Genomic DNA, 23,681 nt, shown 5'->3' on the forward strand with positions numbered 1-23,681 from the left:
CGGTTCGTGCTGGGGAATCCCGCTCTGGCGCGGGCGACCTTCACTTCGGTGGGCTGCTGCGTGGCCCAGGGGGTGCTTACGGCTTGCGTTCCCTTGCTGGGGGAGCGGGCGCTGGGTGGGGCGGCGCGCGGGGCGGTGCTGCCGTCGTGTGCGGCGGGAGCGGGGCTGGTGGCCAATGGTGTGCTTGCCCGCCTGGTGGTGGCGCCGGATGCGGTGATCCGCCTGGGTGCGCTGGTGCAGGCCGCCGGATTGGCGCTGGCGGCGACGGGCCGGCCGGCCGCGCTCATCGGGGCTGCGCTGCTGGTCGGCGCCGGCGAGGGCCCGCAGCTGACGGCCCTGTTCGCCGTCCGCCACCGCGAGTCTTCTGACCATCTGCGCAGCCAGATCTTCACCACGGGCGCCAGTCTGAAGATCACCGGCTTCGCCGTGGGGGCCGCGTTCGCGGGGCCGCTTGCGGCGCGTTCCGTGCCGGGTGCTCTGCTGCTGGCGGCGGGGGTGGCCGTTGTGGCCTGGGTCAGGACTCCGGGGTGGCGGTGAGGCTCCCGAAGCGCCTCCCGCAGCCGGGCCGAGCGCACTCGACCGCACCCGACCCGCCCGGGTCCGGCGCGCTTGACATGAAAATCGAACATCCATTCTCATGGAGGCGCAGGCGAGGCCGACGGCAGGGATTTACGTACGGTTCGGGTAGGGATGTACCCCAGTTATCCACAGGCCGGGCCGACGTCGGGGCGCGTTGTCAGTGGCAGGCGTTAGCGTCTTTGACGTGAAGCGATCGACTCAAGCAAACCGGGTGGAACCCATGGCAGGAACCGACCGCGAGAAGGCGCTCGACGCCGCGCTCGCACAGATTGAACGACAATTCGGCAAGGGCGCAGTGATGCGCATGGGCGAGCGGTCGATGGAGCCCATCGAGGTCATCCCGACCGGCTCGACCGCCCTCGACGTGGCTCTCGGCGTCGGTGGTCTGCCGCGCGGCCGTGTCGTGGAGATCTACGGCCCGGAGTCCTCCGGTAAGACGACCCTCACCCTGCACGCCGTGGCCAACGCGCAGAAGGCCGGCGGCCAGGTCGCCTTCGTCGACGCGGAGCACGCTCTCGATCCCGAGTACGCGAAGAAGCTCGGCGTCGACATCGACAACCTGATCCTGTCCCAGCCGGACAACGGCGAGCAGGCGCTGGAGATCGTGGACATGCTGGTCCGCTCCGGCGCGCTCGACCTCATCGTCATCGACTCCGTCGCCGCGCTCGTCCCGCGCGCGGAGATCGAGGGCGAGATGGGCGACAGCCACGTGGGTCTCCAGGCCCGCCTGATGAGCCAGGCCCTGCGGAAGATCACCAGCGCGCTCAACCAGTCCAAGACGACCGCGATCTTCATCAACCAGCTCCGCGAGAAGATCGGCGTCATGTTCGGCTCGCCGGAGACCACGACCGGTGGCCGCGCGCTGAAGTTCTACGCCTCGGTGCGCATCGACATCCGCCGCATCGAGACCCTGAAGGACGGCACGGACGCGGTCGGCAACCGCACCCGCTGCAAGGTCGTCAAGAACAAGGTCGCCCCGCCGTTCAAGCAGGCCGAGTTCGACATCCTCTACGGCCAGGGCATCAGCCGTGAGGGCGGTCTGATCGACATGGGCGTGGAGCACGGCTTCGTCCGCAAGGCCGGTGCCTGGTACACATACGAGGGCGACCAGCTCGGCCAGGGCAAGGAGAACGCCCGCAACTTCCTCAAGGACAACCCCGACCTCGCCAACGAGATCGAGAAGAAGATCAAGGAGAAGCTGGGCGTCGGAGTGCGTCCCGAGAAGCCCGCCGCCGAGCCGGGCACGGACGCCGCCGCGGTCACCGCCCCCGGCGCCGATGCCAAGGCCACGGACGCCAAGGCTGCTCCCGCCCCGGCCAAGGCCACCAAGCCCAAGGCCGCCGCAGCCAAGAGCTGACCCGTGACGCGACGAACCGACTGGGCCGAGTACGACCACTCCGCGTCCGGTGCCCCACGGGGGAGGGGCATCGGACGCGACCCGGCCCCGGCCGCGCCCGGTGACGACGCGGACGGACTCGAGGACAGCCATCCGGCACCACACCGGTCCGGGTGGGACGGCACAGGCTCGGAGGGGTCCCACGGGGGCGGCTCCTCCCGGCGCGGCCGCCGGCGGCGCGGCTTCGGAGAGCCCGCCGGCACGGACGAGGACACCCCGCGCTCGTCGAGGGCCGGGCAAGGGGTGTCCTCCACAGAGGCGGACCCGGCCGAGAAGGCGCGGAACATCTGTCTGCGCCTGCTCACCGGAACCCCGCGCACCCGCAAGCAGCTCGCGGACGCCCTGCGCAAGCGGGAGATCCCGGACGAGGTCGCCGAGGAGGTGCTGTCGCGGTTCGAGGAGGTCGGACTGATCAACGACAGTGCCTTCGCGGACGCCTGGGTGGAGTCACGGCACCACGGCCGGGGGCTGGCCCGTCGCGCCCTCGCCCGTGAGCTGCGCACCAAGGGCGTCGACTCGGCGCTGATCGACGAGGCAGTGGCACAGCTCGACTCCGAGCAGGAGGAGTCGACCGCCCGCGAGCTGGTGGACCGCAAGCTGCGTGCCACCCGTGGGCTCGACCGGGACAAACGGCTCCGCCGCCTCGCCGGGATGCTCGCCCGCAAGGGGTATCCCGAGGGCATGGCCCTCCGCGTCGTCCGTCAGGCGCTGGAGGAAGAGGGTGAGGACACGGAGTTCCTCGCGGAGGACGGTTTCTGACGGCCGGGCAGGAGGGTCCGCTCAGGGCGCCGAGCCCCGAGCGGACGTACTGCTCAGGCCATCGGCTCCACCGGCAGCCCCGCCGCGCGCCACGCCTGGAAGCCGCCCACCAGGTCGGTCGCCCGGCGCAGCCCGAGCTGGTGCAGGGAGGCGGCCGCGAGGCTGGACGCGTAGCCCTCGTTGCAGATGACCACGACCCGCAGATCGTGCCCGGTGGCCTCCGGCACCCGGTGGCTTCCCTGCGGATCGAGCCGCCACTCCAGCTCGTTGCGCTCGATCACCAGGGCGCCGGGGATCAGCCCGTCCCGGTCGCGCAGCGCCGCGTACCGGATGTCGACCAGCAGGGCCTCGCCGTCGCGGGCCGCCTCGTGCGCCGCTCTCGGCTCGATGCGCCGGTAGCCGGAGCGGACCCGCTCCAGCAGCTCGTCGATCCCCACCGGACGCAGCGCGTCGCCGTCGCCGCTCACTGCCAGTCCTCCGGGCGCTCGACCTGCTCCAGCCGGAGCACCTGGCCGGTGCGGCTGTAGCGGCGGATGCGCGGCAGCGGCGGGTAGTAGGCGTGGACCGAGACGGCGTGCCGGTCGGGGGAGTCGTTGAACACCTCGTGCACATGGTGCCGGCCGAAGGCGCGGCCCTGGCCGGCACCGAGGCGGCGTTCGCGGTCGACGTCCCCGATGAGTTCCAGGGTCCGCCAGCCGTCCGTGGGCAGCCGGGCGGCCAGCGAGTTCTCGTGCAGCTCGCCGGACGCCGTGAGGAAGGCGCCGACCGAGTCCGCGTGGTCGTGCCAGCCGGTACCGGTGCCGGGCGGCCAGCCGATCAGCCACGCCTCGCTGCCCCCCGGCCCCTCCAGCCGCAGCCAGGTGCGGCCCTCGGGGTCGAGCGGGAGGGAGGCGATCAGTTCCGCGTCGGCGGCGGCGCGCCGGAGGAAGTCGAGCAGCTCGGCCTGGCTGGGGGCCGAGGTGGGCGTGGGGGAGGTGAGGGGGGAGACAGACACGTGCACCGTCCTGAAGAGGGTTCGCCGAACGGGCGCGCCACGGCGCCCGGAGAAGGGGGATGCGAATTCAGCAGGACGGGCGACACACGCAGCCCGCGTAGCGGAGCAGGTCCATATGGACCCTCCGCCACAGGCATACATGGGTGTCGGTCACGATTCGGAGTACAGCATGCCGGCGCACTCCGGTCAATCTGTCCCCATCATGTGGACAGCGAGGGGCCGCGTTCGAGGTCAGCGCGCCCCCGACCCGGCCTCCGCCTCCTCCTTCAGAGCGTCCTCCAGCGGCACGGCGCCCCCGAGCGCGGCCTCCGCCGCCGCGTACAGATCGGCGGGCCGTACCCCGCTGAGCGCGGTGACCAGATGGCCGTCCGGGCGGATCAGGAGCACGCTGTGTGCCGGGGCTCCCGGATAGCTCTCCGCGACCAGCAGCTCCGCCCGGTGCGGCAGCGCGCTCACCGCGGCCGCCAGCCGGGGCATGACCCCGGCGGACATCCAGTGCTTGCGGTCCCACACCCCCGTACCCGGCGCGATCAGAACGACGAGCAGCGCGCCCCTGCCCAGCCGGTCGCGCAGCCGTACGAAGGAACCGTCCTCCGCGGTGACCCGTACGTCGGTGACGGGCGCGCCCGGCTCGGTGTCGACCGGGATCTCGCCCTCCAGGTAGCGAGGCGCGAGCGGCGAGGCGGCGTACGCCCCCGGCTCGCCGAGCGCACCGCGCCCCAGGTGACCGTCCGTCATCAGGGTGTCGTGATTGCGGGACGCGCCGGGCACGTAGCCGCGCAGCCCGCCGGTGCCGCGAAGTACCGGGAGCAGTTGATCGGCGGCGCGCAACCGGGCGGCGACCACCGCGCGCCGCTCGGCCTGGTAGCTGTCGAGCAGCGCCTCGTGCGCGCCGTGATGCCAGGCGACGGCCAGCTTCCAGGCGAGGTTGTCGGCGTCCCGCAGCCCCTCGTCGAGGCCCTGGGTGCCGAGCGCGCCCAGCAGGTGGGCGGCGTCCCCGGCGAGGAAGACCCGGCCGGAGCGCCAGCGGCGGGCCAGCCGGTGATGGACGGCGTGCACACCGGTGTCCAGGAGGTCGTAGGCCGGGACCGCGTTGCCGGTCCAGCCCGCGAGGGTCTTGCGGACGTTGCTCACCAGGAACTCGGGCGTGATCAGGTCCTTGCCGGCCGGCAGCAGCCAGTCCAGGCGCCAGGTGCTGTCCGGCAGCGGCCGGGCGCTCACCTCCGTGGAGGGATGACCGGACGACCGCCACGGCGGCATCCGGTGCAGCAACGCTTTGCCTTCCCAGGGGAGTTCGACGCGCAGGGTGGCGACCGCGTGCCGCTCCACCGCCGTTCGGCCGGGGAAGCGAATGTCCATCAGCTTGCGGACCGTGGAGCGGGGGCCGTCGCAGCCGACCAGATGACTGCCCCGCCACCAGGTGCCCCGCGGGCCGCGGGTGTGCGCGGTGACGCCGGAGCGCTCCTGTTCGAGGGAGTCGAGACGGCTGTCCAGGGCGATCTCGATCAGCGGTTCCGCGTCGGCGGATGCGCGCAGGGCGGCGGTGAGGACGTGCTGTTCGACGTGGAGCGGCGCGGGTTCGCCGGCCGTGAAGGCGATCTCGCCCACCACCTGCCTGCGCCGCTGCGAGCGCCAGCCGCTCCAGCACAGCCCCAGGTCACCGGCCCGTACCGCGGTCAGCCGCTCCAGGAGTGCCGCGGTGTCCTCGCGCAGGACGACGGTGCGCGCCGGCCGGGGCTCTTCCTTGCCGCCGGTCTCGTCGAGGACGACGGACGGCACCTCCTGGCGGGCCAGAGCCAGGGCGAGCGTGAGCCCGACGGGCCCCGCTCCGACGATGATCACCGGGTCCACGGCGTGGCGCCCCCTGCCCATGACGATGCCTCGACGAACACGCGGGAACAGGAAGGTGAAGCGGGGTGCACGATCACAGAACGTATGCAACCCATTGGCAGAGTATGCGTCAAGTGACCGGGGCCCGTGGCGATCACCCCACCAGGATCGGGCACGGAGCCCGGGACCGCAATGGGGGGCCGGGACGGCGCGTGCACGTCGTCCCGGCCCCCCGGAGCTCGTCTGAGCAGGTGTCAGGCGCGCACCGAGCCGCCGACCTCGCCCGAGTTGAGGTCCTCGACCGTGCCGGCCCCGAGCACCGCGCCGGTACCGCGCGTGCTGCGCCGCAGCCGGCCCTCCAGCCAGGAGGCGAAGGAGGTGAGCAGGAAGTTCAGCACGATGTAGAGGACCGCCACCACGGCGAAGCTCTGAATGACGTTGGCGTAGTTGGCCGCCAGGGTGCTGCGGGCGTTGAGCAGATCGGGGAACTGGAGCATGACACCGCCGAGCGCCGTGTCCTTCACGATCACCACGAGCTGGCTGACGATGGCCGGGAGCATCGCGGTGACGGCCTGCGGCAGCAGGATGCCCGCCATCGTCTGGCCCTTGCGCAGGCCGATGGCGTACGCGGCCTCCGTCTGCCCCTTCGGCAGCGAGAGGATGCCCGCCCGGACGACCTCGGCCAGCACAGAGGCGTTGTAGAGCACCAGACCGGTGATGACGGCGTACAACGGCCGGGAGTCGCTGGGGATGTCGGTGGAGCGGACGTAGAACTCACTGGCGAACAGCATCAGCAGCAGCACCGGGATGGCGCGGAAGAACTCCACGACCACGCCGGCCGGTATGCGCACCCAGCGGTGGTCGGACATCCGGGCTATGCCGAATATCGCGCCCAGGGGCAGCGCGATCACCATGGACAGTGCGGCGGCCTTCAGGGTGTTGCCGAGGCCGGGCAGCAGATAGGTGGTCCACGCCTCGCTGGTGGTGAAGGGCTTCCAGAGTGCCCACGCCCACTGGCCCTTGTCGTCCAGCTTCGTCGCGGCCCACCACAGCACCAGGCCGAGCAGGACGAAGAAGACCACGGAGAGGACGACGTTGCGCGTCCGGGCACGGGGGCCGGGCGTGTCGTACAGGACGGAACTCATCGCTTCACCGCCAGTCGCTTGCCGAGCCAGCCCAGGAGGAGGCCGGTCGGCAGGGTCAGCACCACGAAGCCGAGGGCGAAGACGGCGCCGATGGCCAGGGTCTGAGCCTCGTTCTCGATCATCGTCTTCATCAGGGTGGCGGCTTCGGCCACGCCGATGGCGGCCGCCACCGTGGTGTTCTTGGTCAGGGCGATCAGGACGTTGGCCAGCGGGCCGATGACCGCGCGGAACGCCTGGGGCAGCACGATCAGCCGCAGCGTCTGCGAGAAGCTCAGCCCGATGGCGCGGGCCGCCTCGGCCTGCCCGAGCGGCACCGTGTTGATGCCGGAGCGGATCGCCTCGCACACGAAAGCCGCCGTGTAGGCGATCAGTCCGAGCACCGCGAGCCGGAAGCCCTGGATCTTGAAGTCCTCGGCGCCCATGGTGACGCCGAAGATGTCGGCGAGGCCGAGCGAGGTGAACAGGATGATGATCGTCAGCGGGATGTTCCGCACGATGTTGACGTAGGCGGTGCCGAACCCGCGCATCAGCGGGACAGGGCTGACCCGCATACCGGCCAGCAGGATGCCCCAGACGAGGGAGCCGACGCCGGAGAAGACGGTGAGCTGCACCGTCGTCCAGAACGCCCCCAGGACGTCGTAGCCTTCAAGAAAGTCGAACACGTTCTCCCGCGCTTCCGGGTGTGTGGCCTACGGGGTGGTCGGGGCGCGCCGCCGTCCGGGAAGCGGTGGACGGCGGCGCGGGCCGTGGACCGTGCGGAGCCCGCCAGGTCCTCGCGTCGTGGAGCCGGGACTACTTGACGATGTCGCCGATCTTCGGGGCGGGCTCGTTCTTGTACTGGGCCGGCCCGAAGTTCTTCTCGACGGCCTTGTCCCACGACTTGTCGGCGACCATCTGCTCCAGCGCCTTGTTGATCTTGCCGACGGTCGCGGAGTCGCCCTTCTTGACGCCGATGCCGTAGTTCTCGTTGCTGAGCTTCAGGCCCGCGAGCTGGAACTGGCCCTTGTACTTGTCCTGCGCGGCGAAGCCCGCGAGGATCGAGTCGTCCGTGGTCAGCGCGTCCACCGCGCCGCTCTGGAGACCGGCGACGCACTCCGAGTAGCCGGAGAGCTCACGCAGGTTGGCCTTCGGGGCGATCGTCTTCTGGACGTTCTGCGCCGACGTCGAACCGGTCACGGAACACAGCTTCTTGCCGTTGAGGTCCGTGCCCTTGGTGATCTTGGAGCCCTTCTTCACCAGCAGGTCCTGGTGGGCCAGCAGGTACGGGCCGGCGAAGTCCACCTTCTGCTTGCGCTCGTCGGTGATGGAGTAGGTGGCCGCGATGAACTTGACGTCGCCGCGCTTCAGGGCGTTCTCGCGGTCGGCGCTCTTGGTCTGGACCCACTCGATCTGGTTCGGCTGGTAGCCGAGCTTCTTGGCCACATAGGTGGCGACATCCACGTCGAAGCCGGAGTAGGAGCCGTCCGGCTCCTGCAGACCGAGACCCGGCTGGTCGAACTTGATGCCGATCTTGATCTTCTTGCCGCCCGAGGCGTCGTCCTTCTTGTCGCCGCCGCACGCGGTGACGGACACGGCGAGCGCGAGCACGACGGCGGAGGCGGCGGTGACCTTGCGGAGCTTCATGGTGGACATCCTTTGCGTGATGCGTGACGGAGCGAACGTGAGAACGAGCGCGAGGACGCGGGCCGTCGCGCGGACGGCACCGGGCCGCCCGGAGATCCGGACGGCCGGGACGGCACGGTCGGTGCGGCAGCCCGGTCCGGGGCTCAGTGGTGCAGGATCTTGGACAGGAAGTCCTTGGCCCGGTCGCTGCGCGGATTGCTGAAGAACTGCTCGGGGGCGGCCTGTTCGATGATCCGGCCGTCCGCCATGAAGACCACGCGGTTGGCGGCCGAGCGGGCGAAGCCCATCTCGTGGGTGACGACGACCATCGTCATGCCCTCGCGGGCCAGCTGCTGCATGACCTCGAGGACTTCGTTGATCATCTCGGGGTCGAGGGCCGACGTGGGCTCGTCGAAGAGCATCACCTTCGGGCCCATCGCCAGCGCCCGCGCGATGGCCACACGCTGCTGCTGGCCGCCGGACAACTGCGCCGGGTACTTGTCGGCCTGGCTGCCGACGCCGACCCGGTCGAGCAGGGCACGCGCCTGCTCCTCGGCCTTCTTCTTGTCCGTCTTGCGGACCTTGAGCTGGCCCAGCATCACGTTCTCGAGCACGGTCTTGTGCGCGAAGAGGTTGAAGGACTGGAACACCATCCCGACGTCCGCCCGGAGGCGGGCCAGCGCCTTGCCCTCCTGGGGCAGCGGCTTGCCGTCGATGGTGATGCTGCCGGAGTCGATCGTCTCCAGACGGTTGATGGTGCGGCACAGGGTCGACTTGCCGGACCCGGACGGCCCGATGACCACGACGACCTCGCCGCGGCCGATCGTCAGGTCGATCTCCTGGAGCACATGCAACGCGCCGAAGTGCTTGTTGACGCTCTTCAGGACGACCAGGTCGTCGGACGCGGCCACGTCTTCCTTGGCCACCGCTACTTCGGTCATCGCTCTCGGGCTCCGTCCTCCTCGGTTTCGGTGGACAGTAGTGACGACCCTGCTTCGGCGTCACCACATCTGAGGTGAATCTGAGCATCACGATCCGATAGCAATCGGACACGTGTCGTAGCACTTGCGTTCTGTGCGCGTATCGGCCGGATAACGGAAGGCCCGGGCAACCGGAACGCTCTTGACTGCGTCGTCCTTCATCGGCGTCACTGCATGGTGCACACGCGCACACCATCGGTACACACCTGAGAAGAACGCAGACCGTACGAACGCCGAATTGAAGGGGGCTTGGATGAGACTGCTGCTCGTCGAGGACGACAACCACGTCGCCGCGGCCCTCTCCGCGGTCCTCGCCCGGCACGGCTTCGACGTCACCCACGCCCGCAGCGGCGAGGAGGCGCTCCAGGCGCTCGTCCCCGAGGGCCCCGGCTTCGGCGTGATCCTGCTCGACCTCGGCCTGCCCGACCAGGACGGCTACGAGGTCTGCGGCAAGATCCGCAAGCGCACCGGCATCCCGGTCATCATGGTCACCGCCCGCTCCGACATCCGCTCCCGCATCCACGGGCTCAATCTGGGCGCCGACGACTACGTGGTGAAGCCGTACGACACCGGTGAACTCCTCGCCCGCATCCATGCGGTCAGCCGCCGCACCGTCCCCGAGGACGCCGTGACCGGAGACGACAGCGCCGCCCTGCTGCTCGGCACGGTCCGCATCGAACTGCCCACCCGGCAGGTCAGCGTCGCCGGGGCCACCGTCGCGCTGACCCGGAAGGAGTTCGACCTGCTCGCGCTGCTCGCCCAGCGGCCCGGCGTGGTCTTCCGGCGGGAGCAGATCATCAGCGAGGTGTGGCGCACCAGTTGGGAAGGGACCGGTCGCACGCTGGAGGTTCATGTGGCGTCGCTGCGCGCCAAGCTGCGCATGCCCGCGCTGATCGAGACCGTGCGCGGGGTCGGCTACCGGCTCGTCGCCCCGGCCGGATAGCGGGGCCGGGTGCGCACTCGGCTCCTGCCGCTGCTCATCGTGCTGATGGCGGCCGTGCTCCTCGCGCTCGGCGTACCGCTCGCCGTCAGCGTGGCCGCGGCCGAGCAGCAGCGCGTCATCGTGGACCGGATAGACGACACCGCGCGCTTCGCCGCGCTCGCCCAGTTCGTCACCGACACCCCGAGCGGCAGCCACTTCACGGCCCCCGACGAGCGCCTTCAGACCCTCCACCGCGAGCTGGAGAGCTACCACGGCGTCTACGACATCCGTGCCGGTGTCTTCTACAGCGACCGCTCCGCCATGGTCAACGCCCCCGGTGACTGGTTCGTACCGCAGGAGGGGGCGGTCCGGGCGGCCTTCGAGGAGGCGCTGCTCAGCCGCCGCAGCCACGACCCCGGCCAGGTGTGGCCCTGGCAGCGGACCCGGCTCGTGGTCGCCTCGCCGGTCATCCGGGACGGGGACGTGGTGGCGGTCGTCGTCACCGACTCGCCCACCGAGCAGATGCGGTGGCGGGTGCTGCGCGGCTGGGCGCTGATCGCGGCCGGGGAGATCGCGGCGATGCTCCTCGCGGTGGGCGCGGCGCTGCGGCTGACCGGCTGGGTGCTCCGGCCGGTGCGCATCCTGGACGCCACCACCCACGACATCGCCACCGGACGTCTGAAGTCGCGCGTCGCGGTCGGCGGCGGCCCGCCCGAACTGCGGCGACTGGCACGGTCGTTCAACGAGATGGCGGACAACGTCGAGGACGTGCTGGAGCAGCAGCGCGCCTTTGTCGCGGATGCTTCCCATCAACTGCGCAACCCCCTTTCGGCTCTGTTGTTGCGGATCGAACTGCTCTCCCTCGAACTCCCCGAGGGCAACGAGGAGATCGCCTCCGTGCGCACCGAGGGCAAGAGGCTGGCCCAGGTGCTGGACGACCTGCTCGACCTGGCGCTGGCCGAGCACGCGGAGACCGAGGCCCGGTTGACCGACATCGGCGCGCTGGCCGAGGAACGGGTCGCCGCCTGGACGCCGACCGCCGAGGCCAAGCGAGTCCGGCTGGTAGGCGACTGCCCGCCCACGACCGCCTGGGCCGACCCGATCTCCCTGTCCAGCGCGCTGGACGCGGTGATCGACAACGCGGTCAAGTTCACCCCCGAGCACGGCACGGTCGAGGTCGGTGTCCTGGCGAGCGGAGACACCACCACCATCCAGGTCACGGACACCGGACCGGGCCTGACCGACGACGAACTCGAGCGCGTGGGCGACCGGTTCTGGCGCAGCGGACGCCATCAGAACATCAAGGGCTCAGGACTCGGCCTGTCCATCACGCGCGCCCTGCTCGCCGCGACGGGCTGCTCCATCTCCTACGGCCACCACGAGCCCGAGGGCCTGCGGGTCACCGTCACCCTGCCCCGGCACGCCCCCGTCCCCGGCCCCCGTCAGGGCTTGACGGAGCGGTAGTAACGGCGGGCGCCGGTGTGCAGGGGGAGCGGGTCGGTGTAGATGGCGGTACGCAGGTCCACGCGCTGTGCGGAGTGCACGTGTTTGCCTATCTCGTCCCGGCTCCTGATCACGATGCGGGTTATCCACTCCGTGAGCCTCGGGTCCAGGTCCGAGCGCGTCATCAGCAGGTTGGACACCGCGATGGTGGCCACCGTGGAGCCGCCCTGGACGAGCGGATACGCGGACTCGGGCATGTTGGTGGCGCGGTAGTAGCGCGCCGGCTCCCCCTCGGCGTGCAACTCGGAGACGAGCTTCCCCTCTATCGGTATGAACCGGAACCCCGACTTGTCCGCCAGCTCGGTCAGCCCGCCGGTCGGCAGGCCCCCGGACCAGAAGAAGGCGTCGATGTCGTGGTCCGCCAGCATGTCCGGACCGGTGTCGATCCCCGCGGACACCGGGACGATGTCCTTCTCCGGGTCGATCCCGGCGGCTTTCAGCACCCCGTTCGCGATCAGCCGCACACCGGAGTTGGGCAGGCCGGTGGCCACCCGCTTGTCCCGGAGGTCGGCGACGCTGTCGATCTTGGCGCCGGGCGCCACGATGAGCTGCACATAGTCGTCGTAGAGCCGGGCCACCCCGCGCAGCCGGTGCTCGGCGGGGTGCGCCTGCTGGTACGTCTTCACCGCGTCGGCCGCCGCGATGGTGAAGTCGGCCTCGCCGGACGCCACCCGCTGCACGTTCTCCTGCGACCCGGCGCTGCTGGTCAGCTTCACGGTCAGACCCGGCATGTCCTTCGCCAACTCGTTGCGCAGGCGGCGGCCGTACTCCTCGTACACCCCGCGGGTGCCGCCGGTGCTGAACACGATCGTCCCGCTCGGCGGCTTCTCGCCGAGCGGTGCCAGCCACCAGAGCAGCAGGCCGAGCACCACGACTCCCACGCCCGACGCCCACAGCAAGCGGCGCCGGCCGGGCAGCCGGGCGGAGATCTCGGCGAACGGGAACACCTTGGACATGCGGGCGATCCTGCCAGGCCGGAAGCAGCCGGACCAGGGCTGTGGACAACCGCACGACCGTCTCTCCGGCCGCCTGTGGACAACCGGCGGGGGTGTCCGACGCGGCGGTTACAGTCGCCGCATGAGCACTTCTCCCGCCCGTCTCGTCAGCGAGTTCCACCGCGCCTTCGGTCTCGACGCCCGCGCCGTACCCACCGAGATCAGTCCCGAACTCGCCGCGCACCGGGGGGAACTGCTCGCCGAGGAGGCCGCGGAGGTGGCCGAGGTCTCGGTCACCGGCCCGCTCGACCATCTCGCCCAGGAACTGGCGGACGTGGTCTACGTCGCCTACGGCACCGCCCTGGTCCACGGCATCGACCTGGACGAGGTCATCGCCGAGATCCACCGCGCCAACATGAGCAAGGTCGGGCCGTCCGGCGAGATCAGCCGCCGCGAGGACGGCAAGGTCCTCAAGGGCGACCACTACCGGGCACCCGACGTGTCCGCGGTCCTGCGTCGCCAGGGATGGACCCCGGCCGGGCGCTGACGGCCCGGCCGTGTCCCCGGTCACGGGCCGCCGGGAGCGGGGACGGAGGGCGTCCGGGGACCGCCTACCCTTGACCCATGACCACCAGCAGCGACCGGAGCCCGGCAGTGGACGTTCGAGAAGCCAAGACGTACGAGGTGCGCACCTACGGGTGCCAGATGAACGTCCACGACTCCGAGCGATTGTCCGGGCTGCTCGAGGACGCCGGTTACGTACGGGCGCCCGAGGGTTCGGACGGGGACGCCGACGTGGTCGTGTTCAACACGTGCGCGGTCCGCGAGAACGCGGACAACCGGCTCTACGGCAACCTCGGCCGGCTCGCGCCGCGCAAGGTGTCGCGCCCCGGGATGCAGATCGCGGTCGGCGGCTGTCTCGCCCAGAAGGACCGCGACACCATCGTGAAGCGGGCGCCCTGGGTCGACGTCGTCTTCGGTACGCACAACATCGGCAAGCTGCCCGTCCTGCTGGAGCGCGCCCGCGTCCAGGAGGAGGCGCAGGTCGAGATCGCCGAGTCGCTGGAGGCGTTCCCCTCCACCCTGCCGACCCGGCGCGAGAGTGCGTACGCGGCCTGGGTGTCGATCTCCGTCGGCTGCAACAACACCTGCACCTTCTGCATCGTCCCGGCGCTGCGCGGCAAGGAGAAGGACCGCAGGACCGGAGACATCCTCGCCGAGATCGAGGCGCTGGTCGCCGAGGGCGTCAGCGAGATCACCCTGCTCGGGCAGAACGTCAACGCCTACGGTTCCGACATCGGTGACCGCGAGGCGTTCAGCAAGCTGCTGCGGGCCTGCGGAAAGATCGAGGGCCTGGAGCGCGTCCGCTTCACCTCCCCGCACCCCCGCGACTTCACCGACGACGTGATCGCCGCCATGGCCGAGACGCCGAACGTGATGCCGCAGCTCCACATGCCGCTCCAGTCCGGCTCCGACACCGTCCTGAAGGCGATGCGCCGCTCGTACCGGCAGGAGCGCTACCTCGGCATCATCGAGAAGGTCCGCGCCGCCATCCCGCACGCGGCCATCACCACCGACATCATCGTGGGCTTCCCCGGCGAGACCGAGGAGGACTTCGAGCAGACCATGCAGGTGGTCCGAGAGGCTCGCTTCGCCCAGGCCTTCACCTTCCAGTACTCCAAGCGCCCCGGCACTCCCGCCGCGACCATGGAGGGCCAGATCCCCAAGGAGGTCGTGCAGGCGCGCTACGAGCGTCTCGTCGCCCTCCAGGAGGAGATCTCCTGGGAGGAGAACAAGAAGCAGGTCGGCCGCACCCTGGAGCTGATGGTCGCCGAGGGCGAGGGCCGCAAGGACGGCGCCACGCACCGCCTCTCCGGCCGCGCCCCCGACAACCGCCTGGTCCACTTCACCAAGCCGGACGAGGAGGTGCGCCCCGGCGACGTCGTCACCGTCGAGGTGACGTACGCCGCCCCGCACCACCTGCTCGCCGAGGGTCCCGTCCTCGCCGTGCGCCGCACGCGCGCGGGCGACGCCTGGGAGAAGCGCAACGCGGCCGAGACCACGGAGAAGGCCGGCGTCATGCTCGGCCTGCCGAAGATCGGTGTCCCCGCGCCGCTGCCGGCCGCCACGAGCGGCTGCGGCTGCGACTGACCCGTACCGCGCCTCACCCCCGGTCCACGGCACGCCCCGGCCGGGGGTGAGGCGGGTTACGCTGCCGATCATGCTTGTCGCAGCCGCCGTCTGCCCCTGTCCACCGCTGCTCGTCCCCGAGGTCGCCGCGGGTGCCGCGCCCGAACTGGATGCCGCCCGAGCCGCCTGCGCGGAGGCGCTCGGTGTGCTCGCCGCGGCCCGCCCCGACCGCCTGGTGGTCCTCGGCCCCGCCGAGGAGGGCGGGCACTACCCGCAGGGGTCGCGGGGTTCCTTCCGGGGCTTCGGCGTCGACCTCGATGTGTCGCTGGGCCCCGGGGACGCGCCCGGTCCGGAGCTGCCCGCCTCCCTGGCCGTCGCCGCCCGGCTGCTGGCCCGGACCGGCTGGACGGACGTACCGGTCGAGGGAGTGGCCGTGGACGCCGATCTCCCGGCCGACCAGTGCGCCGGACTCGGGGCGGAGATCACCGGCGGGAACGACCGGATCGCCCTGCTCGTGATGGGCGACGGCAGTGCCGCCCGCTCGCTCAAGGCCCCCGGTTATCTCGACGACCGCGCGGCCCCCTTCGACGCCCGGGCCGCCCGCGCCCTGGGCACTGCCGACCTCGCGGCCCTCGCCGTCCTCGACACCGGCCTGGCCCGTGAACTCCAGGCGTCCGGTCGAGCCCCCTGGCAGGTCCTCGCGGCGGCGGCGGAAGGTGCGAACCTGGACGGCACCCTGCTGTACGACGAGGCGCCGTACGGCGTCGGCTACCTCGTCGCCGCCTGGAGCTAGCTCTTCGGCGGAGTCCGGGGCGGGGTCTGCGGGCCGTCGCCGGGCTTCCGGCCCTCCTGGCCGAGGCGGTCCACCGCTTCCTTCGCCTTGTCCGTGCCGGCGTGGATCTTGTCGGTGTACTTGCCCTTGGTCCGCTCGTCGACCAGCCGCGCGGCCTTGTCGAGACCGTCCTGCACCGCGTCGCCGTGCTGCCGGGCCAGGTCCGTCACCTTGTCCTTGGCCGGGCCGAGCGCGGCCTTCACATCGTCGAACAGACCCATGATCCACCTTCCGGAACAACCCAAATGCGCGTGATGCGGCGCTTGTGAACGACGCTACCCCGCCCCGAGGGGCGTCACACCACGCGACCGCCCAGGTCACGCCCGTAACCCCTGCCCGCGTAGCCGCACGTCATTCACCGTCGGCCACCGGCGGGGCCGCGAGGTTTGCGAGACTGGTGCGGTGAGCAGTGCATCCCCCGCCCCCCGTGTCATCGCCGTCGTCGGCCCCACCGCGGCCGGAAAGTCCGATCTCGGCGTCTTCCTGGCCCAGCAGCTCGGCGGCGAGGTCATCAACGCCGACTCGATGCAGCTCTACCGGGGGATGGACATCGGCACCGCCAAACTCACCCCCGAGGAACGCGGGGGAATCCCGCACCACCTGCTCGACATCTGGGACGTGACGGTCGCCGCCTCCGTCGCCGAGTACCAGAAGCTGGCCCGCGCCCGCATCGACGCCCTCCTCGCCGAGGGCCGCTGGCCGATCCTGGTCGGCGGCTCCGGACTGTACGTGCGCGGTGCCGTCGACAATCTTGAGTTCCCCGGCACCGACCCCGAGGTCCGGGCCCGCCTGGAGGACGAGCTGGCCCTGCGCGGCCCCGGCGCCCTGCACGCGCGCCTGGCGGCCGCCGACCCCGAGGCGGCGCGTGCCATCCTGCCCAGCAACGGCCGCCGCATCGTCCGCGCCCTGGAGGTCATCGAGATCACCGGGCGCCCCTTCACCGCCAACCTCCCCGGCCACGACGCGGTCTACGACACCCTCCAGATCGGCGTCGACGTCGCCCGCCCCGAGCTGGACGAGCGCATCGCGCGCCGCGTCGACCTCATGTGGGAGGCCGGGCTCGTGGACGAGGTGCGCGCGCTGGAGGCCCGGGGGCTGCGCGAGGGCCGTACCGCGTCCCGTGCGCTCGGATACCAGCAGGTGCTCAACGCGCTCGCCGGACAGTGCACCGAGGAGGAGGCGCGCGTGGAGACCGTGCGCACCACCAAGCGCTTCGCGCGCCGCCAGGACACCTGGTTCCGGCGCGACCCCAGGGTCCACTGGCTCAGCGGGTCCGCGGTGGACCGCGGGGAACTTCCGGGGCGGGCGCTGACGTTGGTCGAACGACCGGTCACAGCCTGATCACGTCCTGGCATCGGGATGCGCCACCGGTCAGCCCGGCCTCCGGCGCCGTGCCATCATCGAGCTTCGATCGACCAGTGAAGTCCTAGTTGGGAGGGCGCGTGGCGATGGAGGCCAGCCCTCGTGACACCGCAGCAGGCACCGAGCACATCACCACCGACGGTGACGAGCCCGGCGTCGAGGACCGTCTGACCGACGACGGCCCGGACGACATCCCGATCGTGGTCGTCGCCGACGGACCGACGCCCGAGGAGATGTTCGCGGGCGGCCCCGAGGTCGAGGTCGAACTGCGCCCCCAGCGGCGGCTGCGCATCTGGCAGCTCGCGCCCATCGTGGGTCTGGCCGCGCTCGGCTCGCTGATGTTCGCCTTCCCGCTCGCCTTCGACTTCGGCGACAGCGGCGCGGTCATCGCCATGCTGGGCCTGCTGATCTGCTCCTGCGCCGCCGGCTGGGGCATGATGGCCGCCCGCCGCGTCGGCTACACCTGGCCCGGCCTGCCTCCGCGCGGGTCCGGACGCCGCGCCGACTGGCGCGTCGCCCTCTCCTACGCGCTGCTCGTGGGCGTCGTCGCCGTCCTCGCCGTATGGCGGGTCGCCCGCCTGCGCTAGCGCACCCGGCTGTCCTCGGACGGTGTCCGGGCCACCCCGTACGATCGAGGGATGAGCACGCGGATCGCATTCCTCAAGGGTCACGGCACCGAGAACGACTTCGTGATCGTGCCCGACCCCGAGAACGCCCTCGACCTGACGCCCGCCGCAGTGGCCGCGCTCTGCGACCGCCGGGCCGGCATCGGCGGCGACGGGGTGCTGCACGTGGTGCGCTCCGCCGCGCACCCCGAGGCCCGCGACATGGCCGGCGAGGCCGAGTGGTTCATGGACTACCGCAACGGGGACGGCTCGGTCGCCGAGATGTGCGGCAACGGGGTGCGTGTGTTCGCTCGCTACCTCCAGCACGCCGGACATGTGGGCGAAGGTGACCTCACCGTCGCCACGCGCGGAGGCGTGAAGCGCGTCCACATCGCCAAGGACGACGCGGGCGCCGGAGACGTCACCGTGGGCATGGGCCGGGCCCGCCTGCCCGAGGGCGAGGTCACGGTCGGCGTCGGTGCGCGGAGCTGGCCCGCGCGGAACGTGAACATGGGAAACCCGCACGCCGTCGCCTTCGTGGACGACCTCGCGCACGCCGGTGACCTGTACACCGCGCCGCCGGTCGGGCCGGAGGGCGCCTACCCGGACGGCGTCAACGTGGAGTTCGTCGTCGACCGGGCCCCCGGACACGTCGCCATGCGCGTGCACGAGCGCGGCTCCGGGGAGACCCGTTCGTGTGGCACGGGCGCGTGCGCCGTCGCGGTGGCCGCCGCCCGGCGCGACGGCACCGACCCGGCCGTCACCGGCACCCCGGCGACGTACACCGTGGACGTGCCCGGCGGTCGGCTGGTCATCACCGAACGACCGGATGGTGAGATCGAGATGACGGGCCCCGCCGTGATCGTCGCCGAGGGCGAGATCGACGCCGCGTGGCTGGAAAAGGCGGCCCGCTGACCTGGACGGACCGTTCCCCGGTGGCTCCGTACGCCGGTGACCAGCCGTTCTCCGAGAGCGAGGCCCTTCGAAACCGCGGCCGACGGGAGGGCACGTGGCGCAAACTCTAAACCTCCGTTCCGTCGCTCGAATGGGTGATCCGTTTCACGCTGGCCGAGAGGCGGTCGGTAGCACGTGATGGGCTCGATAGCATCAAGCACCGGCACGGACGGGGGAACGTCGCCAACCCTGAGCCGCGTATGCCCTTCGGGCCCCGTCCGCCGGTCCACGAGCCGGAGGTGCCCATGAGTGCGGAGGCCACGAACCCTGCGAGCCCAGGCCCGGTAGCGCCCTCGGCGCCCGCGGTGGCCCGCAGGAAGTCCCGCCCGCGGATCGATCTGCGCAGGCTGGGGCGGGCCGCGCTGCTCGGCCCCGCCGTCCGGAGCAAGCTGCCCGACGCCATCGGCCACGTCGTCGAGGCCCACCGCGCCCACCACCCCGACGCCGACCTCGACCCGCTGCGCCGTGCCTACCTCCTGGCGGAGACCTCCCACCGCGGCCAGATGCGCAAGAGCGGCGAGCCGTACATCACCCACCCCCTCGCGGTCACCCTGATCCTCGCCGAACTCGGCGCCGAGACCACCACCCTGACCGCCTCCCTCCTCCACGACACCGTCGAGGACACCGACGTGACGCTCGACCAGGTCGGGGAGGAGTTCGGGGAAGAAGTCCGCTACCTCGTCGACGGCGTGACCAAGCTGGAGAAGGTCGACTACGGGGCCGCCGCAGAGCCGGAGACCTTCCGCAAGATGCTCGTCGCCACCGGCAACGACGTCCGCGTGATGTCGATCAAACTCGCCGACCGGCTGCACAACATGCGCACCCTCGGCGTGATGCGCCCCGAGAAACAGGCGCGGATCGCCAAGGTCACCCGCGACGTCCTCATCCCGCTCGCCGAACGCCTCGGCGTCCAGGCCCTGAAGACCGAGCTGGAAGACCTCGTCTTCGCGATCCTCCACCCCGAGGAGTACGCCCGCACCAGCGAACTCATCGCCCAGAACGCGGCCGGCGGAGACCCGCTCGCCGAGGTCGCCGACGAGGTGCGCGCGGTGCTCCGCGAGGCCGACATCCCGGCCGAGGTCCTGATCCGGCCCCGCCACTTCGTCTCCGTCCACCGGGTCTCCCGCAAGCGCGGCCCGCTGCGCGGCACCGACTTCGGCCGTCTGCTGGTGCTCGTGAACGAGGACGCGGACTGTTACGCCGTCCTCGGTGAACTGCACACCTGTCTCACCCCGGTGGTCTCGGAGTTCAAGGACTTCATCGCGGTACCGAAGTTCAACCTCTACCAGTCGCTGCACACCGCCGTGGCCCGCCCGGACGGCCAGGTCGTCGAGGTCCTCATCCGCACCCACCGCATGCACCAGGCCGCCGAGGCCGGGGTGATCGCGCTCGGCAACCCCTACACCCCGCCCGCCGAGGAGCAGAGCGCCGGCCTCGACGGCGAGCGGGCCGACCCCACCCGCCCCGGCTGGCTCTCCCGCCTCCTCGACTGGCAGCGCGGCGCCCCCGACCCCGACACCTTCTGGTCCACCCTGCGCGACGACCTCGCCCAGGACCGCGAGATCACCGTCGTCCGGCCCGACGGCGGCACCCTGGGCCTCCCCGAGGGCGCCACCTGCGTCGACGCCGCCTATGCCCAGTACGGCGACGACGCCCACGCCTGCATCGGCGCCCGCGTCAACGGCCGTCTGGCCGCCCTCGGCACCGTCCTGCGCGACGGCGACACCGTCCAGCTCCTCATGGGCCAGGACCCGGCCTCCGAACCCTCCCGCGAATGGCTGGAGCACGCCCACACCCCGGCAGCCCGCATCGCCATCCAGCGCTGGCTCGCGGCCCACCCCGGCGCCGACGCACGCGCCTCGGACACCGCCGACAGCCCCGGCGGCAGCCGCCCCGCCAGCAGCGCCCCCGCCGCGCGCCCCCTGGGCCCCGACGTGCTGCTGGACCGGCCGGGCGGCCCGGTGCGCCTGGCCGGCTGCTGCACGCCCGTGCCGCCCGACGACATCGTCGGCTTCGCCGTGCGCGGGGGAGCGGTGACCGTGCACCGGATGGAGTGCTCCATGGTCGAAGACATGAAGGGCCAGGGGCGCGAGGAGATCGCCGTGCGCTGGGGGGACACCACCGCGTGCCGGGTGACCCTGGTCGCCGAATCGTTCAGCCGTCCCCATCTGCTCGCCGACCTCACCGAGGCGATCGCCGTGGAGGGCGCCGAGATCGTCTCCGCCACCGTGGAGTCCCCGAACCAGCAGCGGGTCCGCCACACCTACACCCTCCAGCTCCCCGACGCCGCCGAACTGCCCGCTCTGATGCGCGCGATGCGCGATGTGCCCGGCGTGTACGACGTCAGCCGGGCCCAGGCGCCCGCCGCCTGACCGACCCGATCGGGTGGGCCCGGCGCGCGCCGTCGCCACCCGGCGGCCCGGCGCTGGTAGCGGTGGTGCATGCTGCTCACTCGCCCCGCGCGCCCGCACCCCGCACTCCGGTTCCTCCGGCGCCCGAAGGCGGCCCTGCTCGCCTCGGCCGTCACGGTCTGTCTCGTCGCCGCCGGAGCCCCTGCCGAACCGCTGGGCGTCGGCGACCGGATCTTCCCGGAGCTGGGCAACCCCGGCTACGACGTGGCCGCTTACGACCTCGCCCTCACCTACCCCGGCAGCAACGACAAGCCGCTCAAGGCCGTCACCACCATCGAGGCCCGGCTCACCGACTCGCTGAAGCGGATCAACCTCGACTTCGCGCACGGCACCGTCGAGTCCGTCGAGGTCGACGGCCACCGGGCCGCCTTCACCAGTGCCGGTGAGGACCTCGTCGTCACCCCGGACCACGCGCTGCCGCTCGGCAGCGTCACCCGGATCACCGTCCGGCACACCAGCGACCCCGTCGCCGCCGACGACCAGGACGGCGGGTGGGTGCGGACCACCGACGGACTCGCCATGGCCAACCAGGCCGACGCCGCGCACCTGGTCTTCCCGTGCAACGACCACCCTTCCGACAAGGCGATGTTCACCTTCCACGTCACCGCCCCAAACGGCTACACCGCCGTCGCCAACGGCCTGCCGACGGGCACGGTCAAGGCGGGCGGCTCCACCACCTGGAGCTACCGCTCCCAGCACCCGATGGCCACCGAACTCGCCCAGGTGTCCATCGGCCACTCCGCGGTCGTCCGGCGCACGGGCCCGCACGGGCTGCCGCTGCGCGACGTGGTGCCCGCCGCCGACAAGAAGGAACTGGAGCCCTGGCTGGCGAAGACACCGGACCAGATCGCGTGGGTGGAGAGCAAGATCGGCCCCTACCCGTTCGAGATCTACGGCGTGCTGATGGCGCAGGCCAGCACCGGGTTCGAGCTGGAGACGCAGACCCTGTCGCTGTTCGAGAAGGACATCTTCACCGAGCCCGCCTACCCCAAGTGGTACATCGAGTCGGTCATGGTCCACGAGCTGTCCCACCAGTGGTTCGGCGACAGCGTCAGCCCCCGCACCTGGTCCGACGTCTGGCTGAACGAGGGCCACGCCACCTGGTACGAGGCCCTCTACGCGGAGGAGAAGGCGGACCGCCCCCTTCAGGACCGCATGAAGGCCGCCTACGGAGCCTCCGACCGCTGGCGCGCCGCCGGCGGTCCGCCCGCCAGGCCGAAGCCGCCCGCCCCCGGCCAGAAGATCGGCATCTTCCGCCCCAACATCTATGACGGCGCCGCCCTGGTCCTCTTCGCCCTGCGCCAGGAGATCGGCAAGGACGCCTTCGAGCGGCTGGAGAAGGTGTGGGTCCAGGAGAACCGGGACACCAGTGTCGGCACCGCCGACTTCGTCCGCCTCGCCTCCGCCATCGGCGGCCGTGACCTGACCGGCTTCTTCCGGGACTGGCTGTACGGCGAGAAGACCCCGCCCATGCCCGGCCACCCGGACTGGAAGCAGGTCCCGCCGCCCGCACCCGCGAAACCTGCCAGGAAGAGCTGACCCCCGGTGTCCGGGTGATAACCCGATGACGCGGTACTCCGCGCCGTGCGACCATCTTCCGGTCGGCGCGGCGCGGCGCACGGGAATCTCCCGGGGCACGCGGGCGTTGCACTCCATGAACACCGGTCCCTCGCCGACCTCCCGGTCGGCCGACCGCCGGACCGGTCCCTCCCTCGACGTAAGGAACCAATGACCTCCTCTTCTTCCCCTTCACAGGACGCCAAGCGCCTCGCGCACGCCTATCCCGAAGGTCTTCGGGCCGATGCCCTGATGGAAGAGGACGTCGCCTGGAAGCACGACATCGACGGCGAGCGTGACGGCGACCAGTTCGACCGTTCCGAGCGCGCGGCCCTGCGCCGTGTGGCGGGGCTGTCCACCGAGCTTGAGGACGTCACCGAGGTCGAGTACCGCCAGCTCCGCCTGGAGCGGGTCGTGCTCGTCGGAGTGTGGACCACCGGCACCGCCCAGGACGCGGACAACTCCCTCGCGGAGCTGGCCGCCCTCGCGGAGACGGCGGGCGCCCTCGTGCTCGACGGCGTGATCCAGCGCCGCGACAAGCCCGACGCGGCCACCTACATCGGCTCCGGCAAGGCCCTGGAGCTGCGGGACGTGGTGATGGAGACCGGCGCGGACACCGTCATCTGCGACGGTGAGCTGAGCCCCGGCCAGCTCATCCAGCTGGAGGACGTCGTCAAGGTCAAGGTCATCGACCGTACGGCGCTGATCCTGGACATCTTCGCCCAGCACGCCAAGTCCCGTGAGGGCAAGGCGCAGGTCGCGCTCGCGCAGATGCAGTACATGCTGCCGCGACTGCGCGGCTGGGGTCAGTCGCTGTCCCGGCAGATGGGCGGCGGCCGCGGCGGCCTGGCCACCCGTGGTCCCGGTGAGACCAAGATCGAGACCGACCGGCGCCGCATCCGCGAGAAGATGGCGAAGATGCGCCGGGAGATCGCGGAGATGAAGACCGGCCGTGAGATCAAGCGCCAGGAGCGCCGCCGCAACAAGGTGCCCTCCGTCGCCATCGCCGGCTACACCAACGCCGGCAAGTCCTCCCTGCTCAACCGCCTCACGGGCGCGGGAGTCCTGGTGGAGAACGCCCTGTTCGCCACCCTGGACCCGACCGTCCGCCGCGCGGAGACCCCGAGCGGCCGGCTGTACACGCTGGCCGACACCGTGGGCTTCGTCCGGCACCTGCCGCACCAC

The 23,681-nt window shown here is 71.5% G+C and carries 24 protein-coding genes; 14 read left to right on the top strand and 10 right to left on the bottom strand.

Annotation, left to right across the window (positions count from 1 at the left end; translation table 11 throughout):
* The 3 genes from CCN33_RS13600 to recX form a co-directional block, all read left to right on the top strand.
* Positions 1–537, top strand: a 537-nt coding sequence (locus CCN33_RS13600) for an MFS transporter (protein ID WP_140394539.1), incomplete at its 5' end; no start/stop codon positions are given.
* A gap of 262 nt (positions 538–799) precedes the next feature.
* Positions 800–1,936: a recombinase RecA gene (gene recA / locus CCN33_RS13605; RefSeq protein WP_086693892.1), complete on the top strand. Its 1,137-nt coding sequence runs from the start codon at positions 800–802 to the stop codon at positions 1,934–1,936.
* 3 nt (positions 1,937–1,939) lie between these two features.
* Entirely contained in the window at positions 1,940–2,734 is a 795-nt protein-coding gene (gene recX, locus CCN33_RS13610; RefSeq protein ID WP_086693893.1) for a recombination regulator RecX, read from the top strand.
* Positions 2,735–2,787: 53 nt separating this feature from the next.
* Here recX and CCN33_RS13615 read toward each other — a convergent pair whose 3' ends face one another.
* From CCN33_RS13615 to CCN33_RS13645, 8 genes are all read right to left on the bottom strand, one after another.
* Entirely contained in the window at positions 2,788–3,201 is a 414-nt protein-coding gene (locus CCN33_RS13615) for a rhodanese-like domain-containing protein (protein ID WP_425275841.1), read from the bottom strand.
* Positions 3,198–3,728 carry a cupin domain-containing protein gene (locus CCN33_RS13620; protein ID WP_229918872.1) on the bottom strand — a complete coding sequence of 177 codons (531 nt, stop codon included), beginning with the start codon at positions 3,726–3,728 and terminating at the stop codon, positions 3,198–3,200. Before CCN33_RS13620 ends, CCN33_RS13615 begins: the two co-directional genes overlap by 4 nt.
* A 67-nt stretch (positions 3,729–3,795) precedes the next feature.
* The gene (locus CCN33_RS33650; protein WP_341866574.1) at positions 3,796–3,909 is read right to left on the bottom strand and encodes a putative leader peptide; all 114 of its coding nucleotides are present in this window, start codon (positions 3,907–3,909) and stop codon (positions 3,796–3,798) included.
* Between the two features lie 50 nt (positions 3,910–3,959).
* Complete coding sequence (locus CCN33_RS13625) at positions 3,960–5,579, bottom strand: FAD-dependent monooxygenase (protein ID WP_086693911.1); 1,620 nt, start codon at positions 5,577–5,579, stop codon at positions 3,960–3,962.
* A 233-nt stretch (positions 5,580–5,812) separates the two neighbouring features.
* Positions 5,813–6,703: an amino acid ABC transporter permease gene (locus tag CCN33_RS13630; RefSeq protein ID WP_086693895.1), complete on the bottom strand. Its 891-nt coding sequence runs from the start codon at positions 6,701–6,703 to the stop codon at positions 5,813–5,815.
* Positions 6,700–7,365: an amino acid ABC transporter permease gene (locus CCN33_RS13635; protein ID WP_086693896.1), complete on the bottom strand. Its 666-nt coding sequence runs from the start codon at positions 7,363–7,365 to the stop codon at positions 6,700–6,702. Before CCN33_RS13635 ends, CCN33_RS13630 begins: the two co-directional genes overlap by 4 nt.
* Positions 7,366–7,495: 130 nt before the next feature.
* Complete coding sequence (locus CCN33_RS13640; protein WP_086693897.1) at positions 7,496–8,326, bottom strand: glutamate ABC transporter substrate-binding protein; 831 nt, start codon at positions 8,324–8,326, stop codon at positions 7,496–7,498.
* Between the two features lie 143 nt (positions 8,327–8,469).
* On the bottom strand, positions 8,470–9,246 hold the full coding sequence (locus tag CCN33_RS13645; protein ID WP_086693898.1) for an amino acid ABC transporter ATP-binding protein: 777 nt from the start codon (positions 9,244–9,246) through the stop codon (positions 8,470–8,472).
* Positions 9,247–9,538: 292 nt separating this feature from the next.
* Between CCN33_RS13645 and CCN33_RS13650 the strand changes: the two genes are divergently transcribed.
* Together CCN33_RS13650 and CCN33_RS13655 are read left to right on the top strand one after the other, a co-directional pair.
* Complete coding sequence (locus CCN33_RS13650; RefSeq protein WP_086693899.1) at positions 9,539–10,228, top strand: response regulator transcription factor; 690 nt, start codon at positions 9,539–9,541, stop codon at positions 10,226–10,228.
* Positions 10,229–10,237: 9 nt separating this feature from the next.
* Positions 10,238–11,671: a sensor histidine kinase gene (locus CCN33_RS13655; RefSeq protein ID WP_086693900.1), complete on the top strand. Its 1,434-nt coding sequence runs from the start codon at positions 10,238–10,240 to the stop codon at positions 11,669–11,671.
* Here the strand turns inward: CCN33_RS13655 and CCN33_RS13660 are convergent.
* Positions 11,650–12,666, bottom strand: a complete 1,017-nt coding sequence (locus tag CCN33_RS13660) for a TAXI family TRAP transporter solute-binding subunit (protein WP_086693901.1) — start codon at positions 12,664–12,666, stop codon at positions 11,650–11,652. The two genes, CCN33_RS13655 and CCN33_RS13660, sit on opposite strands and share 22 nt — an antisense overlap.
* 121 nt (positions 12,667–12,787) lie before the next feature.
* On the opposite strand from CCN33_RS13660, the gene CCN33_RS13665 reads away from it, so the two are divergent.
* The 3 genes from CCN33_RS13665 (at position 12,788) to CCN33_RS13675 (ending at position 15,568) form a co-directional block, all read left to right on the top strand.
* Entirely contained in the window at positions 12,788–13,192 is a 405-nt protein-coding gene (locus tag CCN33_RS13665; RefSeq protein WP_086693902.1) for a pyrophosphohydrolase domain-containing protein, read from the top strand.
* Positions 13,193–13,269: 77 nt separating this feature from the next.
* Complete coding sequence (miaB, locus tag CCN33_RS13670; protein WP_086693903.1) at positions 13,270–14,796, top strand: tRNA (N6-isopentenyl adenosine(37)-C2)-methylthiotransferase MiaB; 1,527 nt, start codon at positions 13,270–13,272, stop codon at positions 14,794–14,796.
* Positions 14,797–14,866: 70 nt separating this feature from the next.
* On the top strand, positions 14,867–15,568 hold the full coding sequence (locus CCN33_RS13675) for a class III extradiol dioxygenase subunit B-like domain-containing protein (RefSeq protein ID WP_086693904.1): 702 nt from the start codon (positions 14,867–14,869) through the stop codon (positions 15,566–15,568).
* Here the strand turns inward: CCN33_RS13675 and CCN33_RS13680 are convergent.
* Positions 15,565–15,828 carry an antitoxin gene (locus CCN33_RS13680; protein ID WP_086693905.1) on the bottom strand — a complete coding sequence of 88 codons (264 nt, stop codon included), beginning with the start codon at positions 15,826–15,828 and terminating at the stop codon, positions 15,565–15,567. The genes CCN33_RS13675 and CCN33_RS13680 overlap by 4 nt on opposite strands.
* 181 nt (positions 15,829–16,009) lie before the next feature.
* Between CCN33_RS13680 and miaA the strand changes: the two genes are divergently transcribed.
* The 6 genes from miaA to hflX form a co-directional block, all read left to right on the top strand.
* The gene (gene miaA / locus CCN33_RS13685; RefSeq protein WP_086693906.1) at positions 16,010–16,948 is read left to right on the top strand and encodes a tRNA (adenosine(37)-N6)-dimethylallyltransferase MiaA; all 939 of its coding nucleotides are present in this window, start codon (positions 16,010–16,012) and stop codon (positions 16,946–16,948) included.
* A gap of 107 nt (positions 16,949–17,055) precedes the next feature.
* The gene (locus CCN33_RS13690; protein ID WP_086693907.1) at positions 17,056–17,556 is read left to right on the top strand and encodes a hypothetical protein; all 501 of its coding nucleotides are present in this window, start codon (positions 17,056–17,058) and stop codon (positions 17,554–17,556) included.
* A gap of 51 nt (positions 17,557–17,607) precedes the next feature.
* Positions 17,608–18,489, top strand: coding sequence for a diaminopimelate epimerase (gene dapF, locus CCN33_RS13695; RefSeq protein WP_086693908.1), 882 nt, complete (start codon positions 17,608–17,610; stop codon positions 18,487–18,489).
* 284 nt (positions 18,490–18,773) lie between these two features.
* Positions 18,774–20,900, top strand: a complete 2,127-nt coding sequence (locus CCN33_RS13700; protein ID WP_086693912.1) for a RelA/SpoT family protein — start codon at positions 18,774–18,776, stop codon at positions 20,898–20,900.
* A gap of 69 nt (positions 20,901–20,969) precedes the next feature.
* The gene (locus CCN33_RS13705; RefSeq protein WP_086693909.1) at positions 20,970–22,478 is read left to right on the top strand and encodes a M1 family metallopeptidase; all 1,509 of its coding nucleotides are present in this window, start codon (positions 20,970–20,972) and stop codon (positions 22,476–22,478) included.
* Positions 22,479–22,667: 189 nt separating this feature from the next.
* Positions 22,668–23,681 (top strand): GTPase HflX (gene hflX, locus CCN33_RS13710; RefSeq protein WP_086693913.1); only part of this gene is annotated, 1,014 nt, incomplete at its 3' end.

The sequence above is a fragment of the Streptomyces recifensis genome, assembly GCF_002154615.1.
Classification (GTDB): Bacteria; Actinomycetota; Actinomycetes; order Streptomycetales; family Streptomycetaceae; genus Streptomyces; species Streptomyces griseoluteus.